Origin of the sequence: Pseudomonas mandelii, from assembly GCF_006438925.1 — a bacterium.
GTDB classification, from domain to species: domain Bacteria; phylum Pseudomonadota; class Gammaproteobacteria; order Pseudomonadales; family Pseudomonadaceae; genus Aquipseudomonas; species Aquipseudomonas mandelii_C.
This window is the reverse complement of record NZ_RCZA01000009.1, coordinates 244,778-263,429: the sequence shown is the minus strand read 5'-3', so window position 1 is coordinate 263,429 and position 18,652 is coordinate 244,778. Positions and strand designations below refer to the sequence as shown.

Below are 18,652 nucleotides of genomic sequence, written 5' to 3'. Positions count from 1 at the left end.
ATGAGCCCACGGCAAAAAGTCCTGATCGTCGACGACGAACCGGATATCCGCGAACTCCTGGAAATCACCCTGGGACGGATGAAACTCGACACCTTCAGTGCCCGCAACCTCGGCGAAGCCCAGGCCCTGCTGTCGCGAGAGACGTTCGGCCTGTGCCTGACCGATATGCGCCTGCCGGACGGCACCGGCCTTGAGCTGGTGCAACACATCCAGCAACGCCACCCAAACGTACCGGTGGCAATGATCACCGCTTATGGCAGCCTGGAAACGGCGATCAACGCCCTCAAGGCCGGCGCCTTCGACTTCCTGACCAAACCGGTGGACCTCACGCGCCTGCGGGAACTGGTCAGCAGCGCGCTTCGGTTGCCTGCGCCGGGCGGCACTGGCATCGCCATCGATCGCCGGCTACTGGGTGATTCGCCGCCCATGCGCGCATTGCGCAAACACATCGACAAACTGGCCCGCAGCCAGGCGCCGGTGTACATCAGCGGCGAATCCGGCAGCGGCAAGGAATTGGTCGCGCGACTGATCCATGAGCAAGGACCGCGCGCCACCCAACCCTTTATCCCGGTCAATTGCGGGGCGATTCCGTCAGAATTGATGGAGAGCGAATTTTTCGGTCATCGCAAAGGCAGCTTCAGCGGTGCCATCGAAGACAAACCCGGACTGTTCCAGGCTGCCCATGGCGGCACCCTGTTCCTCGACGAAGTGGCTGATTTGCCGCTGGCGATGCAGGTCAAACTGCTACGAGCCATACAGGAAAAAGCCGTTCGCGGTGTCGGCGAGCAACAGGAAACCGTGGTCGATGTGCGTATCCTGTGCGCCACCCATAAAGACCTCGACGCCGAAGTCGCCGCCGAACGCTTTCGCCAGGACTTGTACTACCGGTTGAACGTAATCGAACTACGGGTACCGCCCTTGCGCGAACGCCGTGACGACATCGAATCCCTCGCCAGCCATATGCTCAAACGCCTGGCCACCAGCACTGGCCAACCCGCCGCAAAACTCCACCCCCAAGCCCTCGACGCACTGAAAAACTATCGTTTCCCCGGCAATGTGCGGGAACTGGAGAACGTGCTCGAACGGGCGCACACGTTGTGCGAAAACAAACAAATTGAAGCCAGCGACCTGCGACTGGCCGAAGGCAACTGCAACCCGGAAGGCGGTGTGCCGGACCTGACGCAGATCGACAACCTGGAAGACTACCTGGAAAACGTCGAACGCAACCTTATCCTCCAGGCCCTGGAAGAAACCCGCTGGAACCGCACGGCGGCGGCTCAGCGGTTGAATCTTTCATTCAGATCGATGCGCTACAGGCTCAAGAAACTGGGACTCGATTGAGTCTCAGATCCGTCCAGCCGGCGCATACGGTGCCGGATCAATGATCGGCTCACGCCCCAGCATCACATCCGCAAACAACTGACACGACGCCGGCGCCAGCACCAAGCCATTACGGTAATGCCCGCAATTGAGCCAAAGCCCTTCGAACCCTGGCACCCGACCGATGTAAGGAATGCCTTCCGGCGAGCCCGGTCGCAACCCGGCCCAGTGTCCCACGACCTCGGCATCCGCCAGTGCAGGAATCAACTCCACCGCCGATGCCTTCAGGCTCTCCAGGGCAGATTCGGTTGGTGTCTTGTCGAAGCCTTCATGCTCCAGCGTACTGCCGATCAGAATGTGGCCGTCGCGCCGAGGAATCGCATAACGCCCCTTGGCCAGAACCATGCTCGGCAGGAAATCCGCTGCGCATTTGTAGAGAATCATCTGCCCTTTCACCGGTTCGACCGGCAGGTCCAAGTCCAGGCTCTTGAGTAAATCACCGCTCCAGGCACCCGCGGTCAGAACCACCTGATCGCCATGAATCGCTCCTGCCGAGGTCTGCACCCCGACCACCGTAGCGCCTTCACGGATAAACCCGCTGACTTCACACTGCTCATGAATCGTCACGTTCGGCAGGGCGAGCAACGCAGCCTTGAGGGACTTCACCAGCCGCGGATTACGCACGTTGGCCACATCGGCCATGTAGATCGCCCGGGAAAAACCGCTCCCCAACACCGGCATCGCGTCGTGAGCCGCCGAGATATCCACAGCCCGCAACGGACGGTTTTCCCGCTCGGCCCATGCCAGCGCCTCGGCCTCGTCATCGAGGTCCAGCCAGTACAACCCGGTGGTATGCACCTCGGGATCGACACCGGTGGCTGCAAACAGTCGCTCACCCAGCTGTGGATAAAAATCCTGGGACCAATGCGCCAACGCGGTGACCGCCGGGCTGTAGCGCCACGGGTAGAGCGGCGAGACGATGCCGCCGCCGGCCCAGGACGACTCTTGACCGACGTTCGAACGATCCAGCAGCACAACACTTTGCACTTCTGACGCGAGATTGAACGCTGTCAGCAGACCAATCACGCCGCCGCCGACAATCACCACTTGCTGTTGCCTGGTCATGTTCTGATCCAACCGTTAAATAGACAGAGGGCACAAAAGGCACCCGAAAAAGAAACTCAGCGACCCCAGCAATCTTTAGTGACGAGCCCGGCCGTCGCATTGACCATGCTTCTGACACCGGTGTTGGAGATGGTGAAATCCCCACATTTGTCAGTCTCCATGGCTTTGCCAGACTTGCGCACGGCCGTCAGCAGGAAGGTCTGATCGGTCAGTGTCTGGGTAATGGTGTAAAAGTCATTGCCTGGGCTCAGGCCGGCGGCGTTGGTGTAAACATTGTTCTGCGAATAAAAACGCTCGAGGATCTGCGCCTGCTCGGAGAGCAGCCCGGCCACTTCAGTTCGACGGCCCTTTTTTACGTACTCGGTGAGGCTAGGGTAGCCAATGGTGATGACGATCCCGATGATCGCAATCACGATCATGATTTCGATCAGGGTAAAACCTCGGTTGGATCTGCGCATGACTCAACTCTCACTTACTGTATTTGTCGCCACATGATGCGACGGCTACCGCCGCCGCCGGGCTTTTCCACCAGGGAGCTGATGCCACCGCTGGAGTCGTTCACAATCTTGCGGGATGCATTGTTGACGATCGCGTTCAGCGTCGGAATACCGCCGGTGAAAATCACCCCGCTGGAAATCGAATCCTTGATGTCGACCAGCCCGTCGCCATTGGTGTCGAGCACCGCGTAATTGAGCATCTTACCGCTGAATGCATCCAGTTCGACCAGTTTGCCGGTGCCGAAGCTGGCACACGGGTCCGTGGTATCCACACTGGCCGTGGTAAAAACGATTCGCCCCGACACCAGACTGGCCTGATTGATCACCCGCTCACCGGTTAGCACGTTGTTGAACACCAAGGGCAAGTACCAGCCTTTCTTTGCCGGGTAGATTACTTCGTTCTGGCTGGTGGTGATGAGTTGCCCCGTGCTGCCCGAAATAACGCCGGTCACCGCCTGCGCCTGCAAGCTGGAAGTGGTGATTTGCCCCGTACCACCCTCCGCGTCCCATACCGCGTAGAACGCCTGTAGATCCTTGTTGATCTTGTCGGCGGTCTCATTGAATTTGCCGGTGCCGAAAAACACTTCCTTGCCGCCCAATGCGTGATCGGCGAGCAATGGTTGTACGGTGATCGGCTGGCTTGCGCCGCCCGCCGTGGTAAACAACGGCTTGCCGGAAAACGCCACACCCCAGGTGTCGGTGGTGGCGCCACTCAAATCGAACTTCCACAACCGCCCTTTCAGGTCGCCACCATAGGCAGACTGCACTACATTCTGCGAGTTGACCCTGAGCTTCACCGACGACAGGCCATTGGTGGTATCTGTACTGTCGACCACGATTTTTTTGATCAGCGAGCCGTCACGGATATCCACCACATACAGCGCTGCCACGCCGGAGTTGCTGCCATAGCCGTTGGAGATAAACGCCGCCCAGCGACCATCGGCCAAGCGTGCCACTTCGGGGCGCGCATAGGCATAACCCAGATCATTGAAAACATTCTCCGCACTGGCCGTGGCCGGCGCACTGATCTCCCACAATGCCCTTGTCACGTTACCGGCCGATGCGTCGAACAGTTGCAGTGCATAGAAGGTTTTGCCGCCTGCCCCTGTTCCGCCAATCGCCAGCGTTTTCCAGGCACTGTCGAGTTGAGCATCGAACACGCCGACCTGGCCATCCACCAGAAACTTGTGGCTTACCCCATTGATGTAAGTGGGGTCAGCGATGTAGCGCAATGATGGCAGCACACTGGAGGGCATATAGGCGTAACGTCTGACACCCTTGGTCGAGTTGATGACGTTTACAAAACCATCGTTGGCGTTCACCACCAGGCTGGCATTCATGTTGGCGGCTTTGGTGCTCAGGTAGGTGCTGTAGGTAGTATCACCCACCAGATCGGATGCGGTTTTGTCCGTGGGCGCGGCGAGCACGAGTGGCGAATTAATGATGTCGCCGAGCAATACACTGCGCGCTTTTAACCCGGTCTTGTTGGTGCCCTTGCTCCACTCCACCAGATCGCTACCGGTGATGCCGGTGGGCAGCCCCTGGCCGAGGGAAGTCTGTTGGACCGGAGAGAAATTGCTGTAGGCCAGGGTGACGACGGCGTTGGTCAGGGTATTCCAGGACTGGTAGGTCGGCGCGGTGGCACCGGGCAAGATGGTGGTATCGGTCGTCCACAGCGCTGCGGCTGTGTTGACCGCGCCGGCCGATGTGAAGCCAAAGGCTTTGATGGTGCCCCGCCAGTCCTTGGGATCGTAGCTTGTCTGGAAGTAGCTTGAGTTGCTGGCCAGAGTGGTGCCACTGGCCACGCCGCTGCCACCTGAGCCAGCCTTGGAGGTGATATCGCTCAAGGCCGAAGACAGTGCGCTGTTGAGCCCAGTGCCGTCGGTCGCCCGGTAGTACTTACCCTGTCCATAGGCCGCGGCATCCGACAACATCTGGTTTGCTGCGGTGAAACCCACGGTGTAGGTATTCATGTTCTGCCTGGGAAAATCCAGGGTGTCCCAACTTTTGCCCGCGGCATCGGTTCCCGTGGAGCGCATGTCGATATCGAAGGCAAACTTGGCGATGTCATCCAGGAACAGGGTGTCGCCCTCGTTGTCGCCAAAACGGTTGGCGCCATCGTTACTGCTGATACCGTCCCAGTTCGGCAACTGGCTGCCGCCCAGCGGATCGTCGGTCGGAAAGGTTTGGTCGAAGGTCGGCAGACCACCGGTGATTACTACGCCGTAATTTCTCTGGCAGCGGTATTGAATCGGACTGGTGTAGGTGGTGGGCGTCGAGTTGTTGTATGGCGCCATGCCACGGAAATAGCGGGTGATCTCGTAATAGGCTTCCGCCAGCGGCGTATTGGCCTGCGCGCTCAGTTCATCGATTCCGGCGAGCAATGCGTTGTAGTTGGTATCGGCCTGCGCCTGTGTCACGGTGCCGCTGACTGCCGACAAATCACTGACCGAACGGGCGATGTAACCGCCGTCATCCTTATGGTTGCCGACAGCCAGGTTGAACGTTGCCAGGCCGATGCGCAGCGAGCGGTTGCTGGCCACCAACGCCTTGGAAACGTTGCGCGCCACATTCATCCGATAATCATTGGGAATCGAGCCATCGGTGAAATCCCGGTCGGAATTGTTGGCCAGGCTTATCAGATAAGACAGGTAATTCGCCGTATATAGAGTGTCCTCGCTCCCCACCGGATCGGGAAGCTTGAGGCAAAGCGAATCAAGACCGAGAAGGCTGTTTTTATAAAAACCGTACCATCCGGCCTTCGAGCATGTTCCATGATTCAAACTCGACAGGGCAATATTGTTATCGGTCATGTCAAGATCCCGGCCTTTCAAGCACGTACCATTCGAGAGGCAAATAGTCACCGGAGTACGTGCAACCGTCGGATCAAAGCCTGCCGCCCAGATAATGTTGTTCATACTCTCCGAGTCATCGAGTAACAGCATCACGTTGGGAGCCACGGCGGCGGCGTTCAACAGCGGCGAATCCGAGGGCGTGAACGCATAGGCCGGCGCCGACAGGCAAAGCCCCAACACCGCGCCGCAAAACAACCGCCACAACCCGCCACGCCATTCAATCCTTTGCATAAATACTCTCCACCACACTGCGCGAGTTACCCGCGATGCCCACGGCGGTCACCCGGTACAACGTTGTCGAGGTGTTGCTCGGCACATTCACGGCAGTCAAGGTGGTGCCGATGTTCTGCACCCCGTAAAAACCGCTGCCGGAGGCGATCCAGGTCACCCCCGAGGTGGAATTGAAGCCGGCGCCGGTGATTGTCGACGACTCGGCCGGCGGTGCGCATTGGGTAGTGCCGCTGCAGACCAGCAACGAAAAGGTATCCAGTTGCACCGCGCTTTCACCCACGCGCAACGCCGATTCCGCGCCCTGGAACGACTGATTGCGCAAGGTCACACTGGCGGCCATTTTTTCCTGCAGGGTGGCGTTTTGCATGGATGAAAGGCCGATCAGTGTCAGCAACAGAAGAAACACCAGGCTGATCAGCAGCGCCATGCCGCGCTGGGAGTGAGGGATCTCGGGAGAAATACTCATCGGCCCTCCCCTCATGGCAACCGGTTGCGCAAAGCGGCAACCACGTTGAAGGTTTGATTGCGTACCCGGTTGTTCGGGTCCGTGAGAGTCAACGTGAGGCGAACACTACGAATGCGCGCCGGATCAGTGGGGTTGCTGCTGTAACTGGAGGCGGCCACATCAGTGGCGGAACTGGCGAGGCCGAAGCTCACGTTGAAGGCACTGACGTTGTTCACCAGCACCGCCTGAGCCGGCGTGCCGGTGCCGACACCCATCAGCAGTTGATTGTTGCTGAAGCTGTAGATCAAGCGCCGGATCGGAAACGCCAGCTCTCCCGACCCCGGAACCCGGACGCCGGTGTAGGCCGTTGCATTGTTCCGACAATCGGAAACCACCGTCCAGGTCGGTACCCCACCACTGCCGCCGACATCCGCTGTCACCAGGGTCAGTTTGAGGTTGGCGTTATCCCAACTGATGGGCGTTGTCTGGCTGGCATTGAAGTCACCCGCCGAGCTTGAATCGGTGACCGCCCCCAGACATCCGAACATGCCGACCATGCGAATTTCCTGAATCATCTTGCTCAGCACGAAACGCGCATCTTCCTGCATGGCGGCAGCGGTGTTCTGGCTGACATAGGTGTTCTTGGCCGCGATGAAAATCTGCGCCACGCCCAGGACCACGACCAAACTCAATGCCAGGGCGATCAGTAACTCGATCAGGCCGAAACCTCTGTTGGACTGGTTCATGGCGTCGACACCGGATCGACGGTGGCGCGACTGGTCAGGACGAAACTACGCCGCGAATTGGCGATGTTCGCAGCCCGCGAGTCATCCCAGGTGATGGTGATGGTGTACACCCGCTGAATGAGCGTAACGCTACCGGTGGCAGTGGCACCGCCAAAATTAACGATGTTGGTGGTGAAGTCGTAGAGATCCTGATCCCGGGATACGCTCAGGTTGCCCGAAGTCGGTGGCGTGACGGTGTAGTCGGCACCGGTGTTGGCGCGAATGCGGTCCATCATGTCGTAGGCGATAAAACTCGCCTGACTGGTCATCCGCGCGCTGTCCGTGTACTTCAGCGCATTAAGCTGAATCGCCGCAGCCCCCAACAGCCCCACGGTCAGAATCAACAATGCAACCAACACTTCAATCAGCGTCATGCCATCCTGTGCGCGCTTGCTCCATCCCCTCATCCGCAGCTTCCACCCAATAGAATTCGTCCGTTCAAACACACATTCAGCGTCCTGCTTTGCGCCCCCAGTACATAGCTGATCACTACCGCCGTGGACGGTGCTGACAACCCGCCAAGGTTGTTGAAATCGATGGCGGTCACTCCTGAGGTTAGCGTCAGAGTCGCGCCGCTGCTCATCGCTGGAACAACCCGCAATACATTGGCCGGATTGCCAGTACCGTCAAAGACCGTTAATTCTCCGGTCCAGGCACTGCCGCCGGCCGTCGGGCGCAGCCGGGTGGTGACACCACGGTCGATGGCCTCAAGTCGGGCGAAATTGAGTCCGCGTTGCAGATCGCCTATTTCGGTGTCGGCCTTGGTGCTTTGCACCGAACGGGTAAACGCCGGTACGGCCAGAGTGATCAGGACCAGAAACACCGCGAGCGCGATCAGCAACTCGATCAGCGTGAAACCTTTTGTACGATGATCCATCGGTGCCCTCCGTTGCCGTCGGCTATACCTGCTTCTACACGCTAGAACATTCGACCGGCGGATGTACGGTTGTTTTGCCATTACTCGCGCAGGGATCGCGCGGGCCGCAGCACTCCAGGGAGGGAGATGACATGCATCAGCGAGGTTTCAGCCTGATCGAACTGCTCATGGGACTGACAATTGTCGGGATTGTTCTGCTGTTGGTCAGTCCGGCGTTTGCTGCACTGACTGAATCGAACCATCGCGAGCAAGTGGCCGAGTCGCTTATCAGCGGTATACGCAACGCCAGAACCGTTGCCATCACAGGCAACCAGAGCGTCGTGATTCACGCTATCAACGGCGACTGGAGCCAGGGCTGGCGGATTATTCTGGATATCAGTGGTAAAGGGGCGGAGGACGCCAGCAATCCGCTGTTGGTTGAACGCACGAGTGGCACTCAGGTGCCGATTGTCGGCAATTGGCCGGTCAGGCGATACATACGTTTCAACAGTATCGGCGAGCCACAGATGCCCGGACGGGCCTTTCAAGCGGGGACACTGCACATTTGCGCAGCCCGCGAACCGGTCACTCAGCTCCAAGTGGTGCTGGCCGCGACCGGCCGCGTCAGCCTGCGCAGCCATAAGGCTGAGCAGGCGCTGTGCCCAGGGGGCAAAAGCGTTAAAGCAGGGAACGGACGCGCAACTCTTTAGGCATGGAGAAGGTGATGTTCTCCTCGCGACCGGCCAGTTCATCCGCACCGGTAGCGCCCCAAGCCTGCAACTGCTGGATCACGCCACGCACCAGGACTTCCGGGGCGGAGGCGCCAGCGGTGATGCCGATTCGCTCGACACCGTCGAACCAGCTCTTTTGCAGGTCTTCGGCACCGTCGATCAGGTAGGCTGGGGTAGCCATCCGCTCGGCCAGTTCACGCAGGCGATTGGAGTTGGAGCTATTCGGGCTACCGACCACCAAGACCACGTCGCACTCGTCGGCCAGTTGCTTGACCGCATCCTGACGGTTTTGCGTGGCGTAGCAGATGTCGTCCTTGCGCGGGCCACCGATCGCCGGGAAGCGTGTACGCAGTGCGTCGATGACGCGGCTGGTATCGTCCATGGACAGGGTGGTCTGGGTCACGAACGCCAGTTTTTCAGGGTTGTTCACCTGCAAGGCGGCGACGTCTTTCTCGTCTTCGACCAGATAGATCGCGCCACCATTGCTGCCATCGTACTGGCCCATGGTGCCTTCGACTTCCGGGTGACCGGCGTGGCCGATGAGAATGCATTCACGGCCGTCGCGGCTGTAGCGTGCCACTTCGATGTGTACCTTGGTCACCAGCGGACAGGTGGCATCGAACACCTTCAAGCCACGACCGGCAGCTTCGGTGCGCACGGCCTGGGAAACACCGTGGGCACTGAAGATCACGATGACGTCGTCCGGCACCTGATCCAGCTCTTCGACGAAGATCGCCCCGCGAGCACGCAGGTCTTCGACGACAAATTTGTTGTGGACCACTTCGTGGCGCACGTAGATCGGCGGCCCGAAGACTTCCAGGGCGCGGTTGACGATTTCGATCGCCCGGTCCACACCGGCGCAGAAGCCACGGGGGTTGGCGAGTTTGATTTGCATGCTGTGCCTCGTGTCTTGCGCGCAAGAAACAGTGAATAACCACTGTGGGAGCGAGCCTGCTCGCGAAAGCGGTGTGTCAGACGACATCAATGTCGAATATCAGGCTGCCTTCGCGAGCAGGCTCGCTCCCACATTTCTAACCGAGTCCGGTCAGTTACAGCGATTTGACGTTGATGATTTCTACGTCAAAGGTCAATGTCTTGCCAGCCAACGGGTGGTTGAAGTCGATGGTCACTTGCTCGTTATCGAATACCTTCACCACGCCGGGCAACTCAGTATTGGCCGCATCGTTGAAGATCACCAGCAAGCCAGGCGACAGTTCCATGTCCTTGAACTGCGAGCGCGGGATGATCTGTACGTTCTGCGGGTTGGGTTGGCCAAAAGCGTTTTCCGGCTGAATCGTCAGCGTACGCTTGTCGCCAGCCTTGAAGCCGAACAGCGCTGCTTCGAACCCTGGCAACAGGTTGCCGTCACCGACTTTGAAGGTCGCCGGGTCTTTGTCGAAGGTGCTGTCGACGGTGTCGCCGTTCTCCAGGCGCAGTGCAAAGTGCAAGGTGACTTCCGTGTTCTGGCGGATGCGTTGCTCAGCCAATACCTGTTCAGTCATGAACGGCTTCTCCGGTTTTCTTACTTTTGAACATGTCCAGCGCAAGCATTACGGCACCGACAGTGATTGCACTGTCGGCAAAGTTGAACGCCGGGAAATACCAGCGGTTCTGCCAATGCACCAGAATGAAGTCGATCACATGGCCCAGGGCAATGCGGTCATACAGATTACCCAGCGCGCCACCCAGCACCAGCGCCAGAGCGACGGCCAGCCAGGTTTCGTTGCGCCCCAGACGTTTGAGCCACACGACCAGCACCGCACTGACCACGACCGCGATCAGGGCAAACAGCCAGCGCTGCCAGCCGGAGCTGTCGGCCAGGAAGCTGAACGCCGCGCCTGTGTTGTAGGCCAGGGTCCAGCTGAACAAATCGGGGATCACCACGATTTGCTGGTACATCTCGAGCTTGCCTTCGAAGTAGAACTTGCTGGCCTGGTCGATGACCAGGACCAGCAAACTCAACCAGAGCCAGCTCAGCCGTCCGAAACGGCCAGCCGCATTAGGCATAGTGACGAACCTCGCCAGCGCCGCTGATGTTGTCGACGCAACGACCGCAGATTTCCGGATGCTCCGGGTTCACGCCGACGTCTTCACGGCAGTGCCAGCAACGGGCGCACTTGGCGTGGCTCGACTTGACCACTTGCAGTTTCAGACCGGTGACTTCGGTGACCACGGCATCGGCCGGCGCCTGAACGAACGGTGCAACGGTGGCGGTCGAGGTGATCAATACGAAGCGCAGTTCGTTGCTCAGCTTGGCCAGGTCGGCGCTCAGCGCCTCTTCGGCGAACAGCGTCACTTCGGCTTGCAGGTTGCCACCGACGGCCTTGGCCGCGCGCTGGATTTCCATTTCCTTGTTGACCGCAACCTTCACCGCCATGATCCGCTCCCAGTAGGCGCGGTCCAGCTCGACGTTTTCCGGCAGCTCGGTCAGGCCTTCGTACCAGGTGTTGAGCATTACCGATTCGTTACGCTCGCCCGGCAGGTATTCCCACAGTTCGTCAGCGGTGAATGCCAGGATCGGCGCGATCCAGCGCACCAACGCTTCGGAGATGTGGTACAGCGCGGTTTGCGCCGAACGGCGGGCCTTGCTGTTGGCGCCAGTGGTGTACTGACGGTCCTTGATGATGTCGAGGTAGAAACCGCCCAGCTCCTGCACGCAGAAGTTGTGGATCTTGGAGTAGACGTTCCAGAAGCGGTATTCACCGTAGTGCTCTTGCAGCTCGCGTTGCAGCAGCAAGGTGCGGTCCACGGCCCAACGGTCCAGCGCCAGCATTTCTTCGGCGGGCAGGATGTCGGTGGCCGGGTTGAAGCCGGTCAGGTTCGAGAGCAGGAAGCGCGCGGTGTTGCGGATCCGCCGGTAGGCGTCCGCACTGCGCTGCAGGATCTGCTCGGAAACCGCCATTTCACCCGAGTAATCGGTGGAAGCCACCCACAGACGCATGATGTCGGCGCCCAAGGTGTCGTTGACCTTTTGTGGCGCGATCACGTTGCCCAGGGACTTGGACATCTTGCGACCGGACTCGTCGACGGTGAAGCCGTGAGTCAGCAGCTCGCGGTACGGCGCGTGGTTGTCGATGGCGCAACCGGTCAGCAACGACGAATGGAACCAGCCACGGTGTTGGTCCGAACCTTCCAGGTACAGGTCGGCACGTGGACCGGTTTCGTGGCCCATCGGGTGCGAACCGCGCAGAACATGCCAGTGCGTGGTGCCCGAATCGAACCAGACGTCCAGGGTGTCGCTGATCTTGTCGTACTGTGGCGCTTCGTCACCGAGCAGTTCGGCGGCGTCCATCTTGAACCAGGCTTCGATGCCTTCGACTTCGACGCGCTTGGCGACTTCTTCCATCAATTCAGCGGTACGTGGGTGCAGCTCGCCGCTTTCCTTGTTCAGGAAGAACGGGATCGGCACGCCCCAGTTACGCTGACGGGAGATGCACCAGTCCGGACGGTTGGCGATCATCGAGTGCAGGCGCGCCTGGCCCCAGGCCGGGACGAACTTGGTCTCTTCGATGGCTTTGATCGCGCGCTTGCGCAGGGTGTCGCCGGTCACAGGTTCTTTGTCCATGCCGATGAACCACTGCGCGGTGGCGCGGTAGATCAGCGGGGTCTTGTGACGCCAGCAGTGCATGTAGCTGTGTTCGATGATGCTGGTGTGCAGCAGCGCACCCACTTCGGTCAACTTGTCGACGATGGCCGGGTTGGCCTTCCAGATGAACTGGCCGCCAAAGAACTCCAGCGACGGTACGTAAACGCCGTTGCTTTGTACCGGATTGATGATGTCATCGTTGACCATGCCGTACTTCTTGCAGGTCACGAAGTCGTCCACGCCGTAGGCTGGCGAGGAGTGAACCACGCCCGTGCCGGCGCCCAGCTCAACGTAGTCGGCCAGGTAAACCGGCGATAGACGATCGTAGAACGGGTGACGGAAGTTAATCAGTTCCAGCTCTTTACCGGTGGTGGTCGCAACGACCGAGCCTTCCAGGCTGTAACGGGCCAGGCACGACTCGACCAGCTCTTCAGCCAGCACCAGCAGTTTGTCGCCAACGTCGACCAGGGCGTAGTTGAATTCCGGGTGAACGTTCAACGCCTGGTTGGCCGGGATGGTCCACGGGGTAGTGGTCCAGATCACGATCGAAGCAGGCTTGGCCAGCGACGCCAGACCGAAAGCGGCAGCCAGCTTGGCTTCGTCGGCAATCGGGAAGGCCACGTCGATGGTCGAGGATTTTTTGTTCTCGTACTCGACTTCCGCTTCAGCCAGGGCCGAACCGCAGTCAAAGCACCAGTTCACAGGCTTCAGGCCCTTGAACACGAAACCGCCCTTGACGATTTCAGCCAGGGCACGGATTTCGCCGGCCTCGTTTTTGAAGTCCATGGTTTTGTACGGGTTGGCAAAGTCGCCCAACACGCCCAGACGGATGAATTCGGACTTCTGGCCTTCGATCTGCTCGGTGGCGTAGGCACGGCACAGTTCGCGGGTTTTGTCCGCGCCCAGGTTTTTACCGTGGGTCACTTCGACTTTGTGCTCGATCGGCAGACCGTGGCAGTCCCAGCCCGGAACATAAGGCGCATCGAAACCCGACAGGGTTTTCGAGCGGATGATCATGTCCTTGAGAATCTTGTTCAGCGCATGACCGATGTGAATCGTGCCGTTGGCGTACGGAGGACCGTCGTGAAGTACGAACTTCGGACGATCCTTGCCAATCTCGCGCAACTTACCGTACAGGCCAATGCTGTCCCAGCGCTGCAGAATCTGCGGTTCGCGCTGAGGCAGGCCGGCCTTCATTGGGAAGGCGGTGTCCGGAAGGTTTAGCGTGGCTTTATAGTCGGTCATTTAAGGCTCTTCATTAGCGATTGGCGCTAGGTGCGACAGGGCACGGGCGGCGGCAACATCCGCATTGATCGCCGTCTTAAGCGCCTCCAGAGAGGCGAAACGCTGCTCTTCACGCAGCTTGTGGTGGAAAACCACCGTCAAACGCCGGTCATACAGATCGCCGGCAAAATCTAAAAGGTGCACTTCGAGGTGGGCTTTGCCATCACCTTGAACGGTTGGCCGCACGCCGATATTGGCGACGCCTGGCCAGGTCTTGCCGTCGATATCGACGTTGACCAGGTAAACCCCGGTCAGCGGCACGCGACGACGCTTGAGTTGTATGTTGGCCGTGGGTGTACCCAATTGGCGCGCCAGCTTCTGGCCATGCAGGACCCGCCCGGCAATCCGGAACGGACGACCGAGCAGTCGTTCGGCCAAGGCAAAATCGGCAGCGGCCAATGCATTGCGAACCTGGGTGCTGCTGACGCGAATACCGTCCAGCTCGACGGTTTGCGCCGCTTCGACGGTAAAGCCTTGCAGAACGCCAGCCTGTTGCAGGAAATCGAAATCCCCTACCCGGTCACAGCCAAAACGGAAATCGTCACCGACCTCAAGATGTTGCACACCGAGGCCGTCCACCAGAATGGTATCGACGAATTCGGCGGCGCTGAGCTTGCTCAAGCGCTGGTTGAAGGCCAGGCACAGGACCCGGTCGACACCTTCCTCGGCCAGCAGCTGCAGTTTGTCCCGCAGCCGGGCCAGACGGGCCGGCGCCGTGTCCGGCGCGAAGAACTCTCGCGGCTGCGGCTCAAAAATCACCACGCAGCTGGGCACGCCCAACTCGAGCGCACGCTCACGGAGCCTCGCCAGGATAGCCTGGTGGCCACGGTGAACACCGTCAAAGTTGCCAATAGTGGCGACACAGCCCCGATGCTGGGGGCGCAGGTTGTGGAGGCCTCGAACCAGCTGCATAACGCGCTTCTTGCTCATAAAGTGGTCGATTATAACCACACCCGGCGGCCGACGACAGGCAACACCGTAACCCAAAGTGATCGAGCCGACAAAACCGTCGATTCGCCCGTGTTTATCAAGGTCGTGACCTCAGCTCAGCGTTTTGCGATTGAAGTCGCGCAAACGGAAGCCCATCAACAGCAACATGCCGAAATAAGCCACCACACCGGCAACGACCAATGCGCCCAGACGCAGGAACCTCTCCAGCATATGCCCCTGATCCCAGGCTGGCATGAAATGCATCCCGCCCAGTAACACAGCAGACATCACCAACACTGCAATCACTAGCTTGAAGCCGAACTTCGCCCAACCCGGTTGCGGCTCATACATCTGCTGCTTGCGCAGTTGATAGAACAGCAGGCCGGCGTTAATGCACGCACCGATGCTGATGGCCAGTGCTAGGCCGGCGTGAGCCAGCGGGCCGATCAACGCCAAGTTGAACAATTGGGTAACGATCAGCGTGAAAATCGCGATTTTTACCGGCGTGCGGATGTTTTGTTGCGCATAAAAGCCCGGCGCCAGCACTTTGATCACGATTATCCCGAGCAAACCGACCGAATAAGCGATCAGCGCCCGCTGGGTCATGGAGGCGTCAAACGCGCTGAACTGGCCGTACTGAAATAAAGAAACCGTCAGCGGCTCGGCGAGAATCCCCAGCGCCAGGGAGCACGGTAACACCAGCATGAAGCACAGGCGCAACCCCCAATCGAGGATTCGCGAGTATTCCTGGCGATCCTTGCTGGCGTAGGTCTTGGCCAGGGTCGGCAGAAGTATCGTACCCAGCGCCACACCCAGAACACCGGACGGCAACTCCATCAAACGGTCGGCGTAGTACATCCAGGACACGGAACCGGCGACCAGATAAGAGGCGAAAATGGTATTGATGATCAGAGAAATCTGGCTCACGGACACGCCGAGAATCGCCGGCAGCATTTGTTTCATGACCCGCCAGACGCCGCTGTCACGCAGGTTCAGGCGCGGCAGCACCAACATGCCGATCTTTTTCAGGTGCGGCAGCTGATAGAGCAATTGCGCCAGACCGCCCGCCAGAACCGCCCAACCCAGCGCCATGACCGGCGGATCGAAGTACGGCGTCAGGAACACCGAAAAGATGATCATGCTGACGTTGAGCAGGGTCGGCACGAAGGCCGGCACCGAGAAGCGGTTATACGTGTTGAGGATCGCCCCGGCCAATGAAGACAGGGAGATCAGCAATATATAAGGAAAGGTCACGCGCAACAGGCTGGCCGTCAGCTCGAATTTTTCCGGCGTATCGGTGAAGCCCGGCGCGGTCGCCCAGATGACCCACGGCGCAGCGATCATGCCCAAAGCAGTGACCAACGCCAGAACCAGCGTCAGCAAGCCCGAGACGTAGGCAACGAAGGTTCGCGTCGCCTCCTCGCCCTTCTGGCTTTTGTATTCAGCAAGAATCGGCACGAATGCCTGGGAAAAAGCCCCCTCGGCGAAGATCCGTCGCAGCAGATTGGGCAATTTGAAGGCGATAAAGAAGGCGTCGGTCGCCATCCCCGCACCAAATGTACGTGCGATAAGGGTGTCACGAACGAACCCCAGAATCCGGGAAAGCATCGTGATAGAGCTGACGGCGGCCAACGATTTGAGCAGATTCATTGAAAGAGTTTGTGCCTGTCGATAAACAGCAGGCGAACAAAGCGCCTACTTATGCGATACTCCGCGCCGCAGCAGCACAGAGCCAAAGCTCGCGAGTTTACAGGTCAAGCGCCGGAAATAAATATCCCGCCTCTTTATACCTACCACTTAGCGGAACGTCTCAACCGCCCTTGACAAGACATCAACTCATCGGCATGATTCGCGGCCTATTTTGTTTGCTATTTCCTAAAAAGTCTTTCGAGGAGCTCGACGGTGGCCAACACACCTTCCGCCAAAAAACGTGCAAAACAGGCTGAGAAGCGTCGCAGCCACAACGCCAGCCTGCGTTCCATGGTTCGTACCTACATCAAGAATGTAGTTAAAGCCATCGACGCAAAAGACGCTGAAAAAGCTCAAGCTGCTTACGTTCTGGCCGTGCCAGTTATCGACCGTATGGCCGATAAAGGCATCATCCACAAGAACAAGGCTGCTCGTCATAAGAGCCGCCTGAACGGTCACGTCAAGGCTCTGAACCTTGCTGTTGCCGCATAAGCGATAAGCTTGTTAAAAAACCGACCCCAGGGTCGGTTTTTTATTGCCTGCGATTTGGCAAAAGCACCGCAAAAAAATGCGGGAGCGAGCCTGCTCGCGAAAGCGGCGTGTCAGACGACATTAATGCCGACTGACACTCCCTCTTCGCGAGCAGGCTCACTCCCACAATTTGGATCTTCGCTAGCTTATTGAGCGTTCGCCCACGGCAGGATAGGGATGGCGGTGACCGCATTCTGCGGACTACCCTCGATCACTCGATCGCTATAGACCAGGTACACCAGCGTATTGCGCTTCTTATCAAGGAATCGCACTACCTGCATGGTCTTGAACACCAGCGACGTGCGCTCCTTGAACACCTCGTCACCATCCTTCAACTCGCCTTTGAAGCTGATCGGCCCGACCTGACGACAAGCGATAGACGCTTCCGCGCGATCTTCAGCCAATCCCAAACCACCCTTTACGCCACCCGTCTTGGCTCGCGACAGGTAGCAAGTCACACCCTCAACCTTTGGATCATCAAACGCTTCGACGACGATGCGGTCGTTCGGACCGACAAACTTGAACACCGTCGACACCTGACCAATCTCCTCGGCCGAGGCCAGCAGCGGCATCGCCAACAGCAGACCCAACAATCCTTTTGCCACGCGCATTCAGGTATTCCCTCAGACCAGGATCAGGTTATCGCGGTGAACCAGTTCCGGCTCCGCCATGTAACCCAACAGACCGACAATCGCCTCAGACGACTGACCGATGATTTTTTGTGCCTCCAGCGCGCTGTAGTTGGCCAGGCCTCGGGCGATTTCACGACCATCCGGCGCCACGCAAACCACCATCTCGCCACGACGGAAGCTGCCTTGGACCAGCTTGACACCCACAGGCAGCAAACTTTTGTTGCCTTGGGACAGCGCCGTCACCGCACCGGCATCCAGCACGAGCGTGCCGCGGGTTTGCAGGTGCCCGGCCAGCCATTGCTTGCGCGCTGCCAACATGCCGCGCTCAGGCGACAGCAAGGTGCCGATGCGCTCGCCTGCCTTGAGACGATCCAGCACACGGTCAATACGCCCGCCAACGATGATGGTATGCGCACCGGAGCGAGCCGCCAGTCGCGCAGCACGCAATTTGGTCTGCATACCGCCACGCCCCAGCGCACCACCCGTACCGCCCGCCACCGCATCCAGCGCCGGATCATCGGCGCGCGCTTCGTAAATCAGATTGGCGTTGGGGTTGTTGCGCGGATCGGCGTCAAACATGCCATCGCGATCGGTAAGAATCACCAGCAAGTCAGCTTCGACCAGGTTGGCCACTAGCGCCGCCAGGGTGTCGTTGTCGCCGAAACGTATTTCATCAGTGACCACGGTGTCGTTCTCGTTGATCACCGGAATAACTTTCAGCTCGACCAGCGCGCGCAAGGTGCTGCGGGCGTTCAGGTAGCGCTTGCGGTCGGACAAGTCGTCGTGGGTCAGGAGAATCTGCGCGGTATGCCGGCCATGCTCGGCAAAGCTCGACTCCCAGGCCTGCACCAACCCCATCTGACCGATGGCGGCAGCGGCCTGCAACTCGTGCATCGCACTGGGTCGTACGGTCCAGCCCAAGCGGCTCATGCCGGCCGCCACCGCCCCGGAGGACACCAGCACCAGCTCGACGCCAGCCTCATGCAAAGCCACCATCTGCTCGACCCAAACACTCATTGCCGCGCGATCCAGGCCCTTGCCGTCCGCCGTCAGCAAAGCGCTGCCGATCTTCACGACCCAACGCTGCGCACCTGTCACCTTGCTCCGCATCATCTTCAACCTTAGCTTGAGGACAGCGCGACCTGGCACTGCCCG

18 protein-coding genes are annotated in these 18,652 nt (G+C 59.2%); 3 read left to right on the top strand and 15 right to left on the bottom strand.

Annotated elements, in window-relative coordinates:
• The gene (locus tag EAH74_RS21945; RefSeq protein WP_140681049.1) at nucleotides 1–1,341 is read left to right on the top strand and encodes a sigma-54-dependent transcriptional regulator; all 1,341 of its coding nucleotides are present in this window, start codon (nucleotides 1–3) and stop codon (nucleotides 1,339–1,341) included.
• A gap of 3 nt (nucleotides 1,342–1,344) precedes the next feature.
• Here EAH74_RS21945 and thiO read toward each other — a convergent pair whose 3' ends face one another.
• From thiO to EAH74_RS21910, 7 genes are read right to left on the bottom strand one after another with little or no spacing between them, the layout of a single operon-like run.
• Entirely contained in the window at nucleotides 1,345–2,445 is a 1,101-nt protein-coding gene (thiO, locus tag EAH74_RS21940; protein ID WP_140681047.1) for a glycine oxidase ThiO, read from the bottom strand.
• A gap of 56 nt (nucleotides 2,446–2,501) precedes the next feature.
• Nucleotides 2,502–2,903: a type IV pilin protein gene (locus tag EAH74_RS21935; protein ID WP_140681045.1), complete on the bottom strand. Its 402-nt coding sequence runs from the start codon at nucleotides 2,901–2,903 to the stop codon at nucleotides 2,502–2,504.
• 14 nt (nucleotides 2,904–2,917) lie between these two features.
• Nucleotides 2,918–6,028 (bottom strand): pilus assembly protein, encoded by a 3,111-nt coding sequence (locus EAH74_RS21930; RefSeq protein WP_140681043.1) that lies wholly within the window; start codon nucleotides 6,026–6,028, stop codon nucleotides 2,918–2,920.
• A complete protein-coding gene (locus tag EAH74_RS21925) occupies nucleotides 6,015–6,494 on the bottom strand; it encodes a pilus assembly PilX family protein (RefSeq protein ID WP_140681041.1) in 480 nt (159 codons plus the stop codon). The genes EAH74_RS21930 and EAH74_RS21925 overlap by 14 nt, the downstream gene beginning before the upstream one ends.
• 11 nt (nucleotides 6,495–6,505) lie before the next feature.
• Nucleotides 6,506–7,219, bottom strand: a complete 714-nt coding sequence (locus tag EAH74_RS21920) for a PilW family protein (RefSeq protein WP_140681039.1) — start codon at nucleotides 7,217–7,219, stop codon at nucleotides 6,506–6,508.
• Nucleotides 7,216–7,665 carry a type IV pilus modification protein PilV gene (gene pilV, locus EAH74_RS21915; protein WP_140681037.1) on the bottom strand — a complete coding sequence of 150 codons (450 nt, stop codon included), beginning with the start codon at nucleotides 7,663–7,665 and terminating at the stop codon, nucleotides 7,216–7,218. The genes EAH74_RS21920 and pilV overlap by 4 nt, the downstream gene beginning before the upstream one ends.
• Nucleotides 7,662–8,135: a GspH/FimT family pseudopilin gene (locus EAH74_RS21910; RefSeq protein WP_140681035.1), complete on the bottom strand. Its 474-nt coding sequence runs from the start codon at nucleotides 8,133–8,135 to the stop codon at nucleotides 7,662–7,664. Before EAH74_RS21910 ends, pilV begins: the two co-directional genes overlap by 4 nt.
• A 131-nt stretch (nucleotides 8,136–8,266) precedes the next feature.
• Between EAH74_RS21910 and EAH74_RS21905 the strand changes: the two genes are divergently transcribed.
• Nucleotides 8,267–8,824, top strand: coding sequence for a GspH/FimT family pseudopilin (locus EAH74_RS21905; RefSeq protein ID WP_140681033.1), 558 nt, complete (start codon nucleotides 8,267–8,269; stop codon nucleotides 8,822–8,824).
• Here the strand turns inward: EAH74_RS21905 and ispH are convergent.
• From ispH to murJ, 6 genes are all read right to left on the bottom strand, one after another.
• The gene (ispH, locus tag EAH74_RS21900) at nucleotides 8,793–9,740 is read right to left on the bottom strand and encodes a 4-hydroxy-3-methylbut-2-enyl diphosphate reductase (RefSeq protein WP_033054296.1); all 948 of its coding nucleotides are present in this window, start codon (nucleotides 9,738–9,740) and stop codon (nucleotides 8,793–8,795) included. The genes EAH74_RS21905 and ispH overlap by 32 nt on opposite strands.
• Nucleotides 9,741–9,894: 154 nt before the next feature.
• Complete coding sequence (gene fkpB, locus EAH74_RS21895; protein ID WP_193560142.1) at nucleotides 9,895–10,332, bottom strand: FKBP-type peptidyl-prolyl cis-trans isomerase; 438 nt, start codon at nucleotides 10,330–10,332, stop codon at nucleotides 9,895–9,897.
• Nucleotides 10,333–10,339: 7 nt separating this feature from the next.
• Complete coding sequence (lspA, locus tag EAH74_RS21890) at nucleotides 10,340–10,852, bottom strand: signal peptidase II (protein WP_033054294.1); 513 nt, start codon at nucleotides 10,850–10,852, stop codon at nucleotides 10,340–10,342.
• Nucleotides 10,845–13,676, bottom strand: a complete 2,832-nt coding sequence (gene ileS, locus EAH74_RS21885) for an isoleucine--tRNA ligase (RefSeq protein ID WP_140681029.1) — start codon at nucleotides 13,674–13,676, stop codon at nucleotides 10,845–10,847. Before ileS ends, lspA begins: the two co-directional genes overlap by 8 nt.
• Complete coding sequence (gene ribF, locus EAH74_RS21880; RefSeq protein WP_008154932.1) at nucleotides 13,677–14,627, bottom strand: bifunctional riboflavin kinase/FAD synthetase; 951 nt, start codon at nucleotides 14,625–14,627, stop codon at nucleotides 13,677–13,679.
• 129 nt (nucleotides 14,628–14,756) lie between these two features.
• Nucleotides 14,757–16,295 (bottom strand): murein biosynthesis integral membrane protein MurJ, encoded by a 1,539-nt coding sequence (gene murJ, locus EAH74_RS21875; RefSeq protein ID WP_140681027.1) that lies wholly within the window; start codon nucleotides 16,293–16,295, stop codon nucleotides 14,757–14,759.
• 252 nt (nucleotides 16,296–16,547) lie between these two features.
• Between murJ and rpsT the strand changes: the two genes are divergently transcribed.
• On the top strand, nucleotides 16,548–16,826 hold the full coding sequence (gene rpsT, locus EAH74_RS21865; protein WP_008154937.1) for a 30S ribosomal protein S20: 279 nt from the start codon (nucleotides 16,548–16,550) through the stop codon (nucleotides 16,824–16,826).
• A 185-nt stretch (nucleotides 16,827–17,011) separates the two neighbouring features.
• Here rpsT and EAH74_RS21855 read toward each other — a convergent pair whose 3' ends face one another.
• Complete coding sequence (locus EAH74_RS21855) at nucleotides 17,012–17,476, bottom strand: CreA family protein (protein ID WP_046052761.1); 465 nt, start codon at nucleotides 17,474–17,476, stop codon at nucleotides 17,012–17,014.
• A 12-nt stretch (nucleotides 17,477–17,488) separates the two neighbouring features.
• Complete coding sequence (gene proB / locus EAH74_RS21850; RefSeq protein WP_123367775.1) at nucleotides 17,489–18,607, bottom strand: glutamate 5-kinase; 1,119 nt, start codon at nucleotides 18,605–18,607, stop codon at nucleotides 17,489–17,491.
• Between the last annotated feature and the right edge of the window lie 45 nt (nucleotides 18,608–18,652).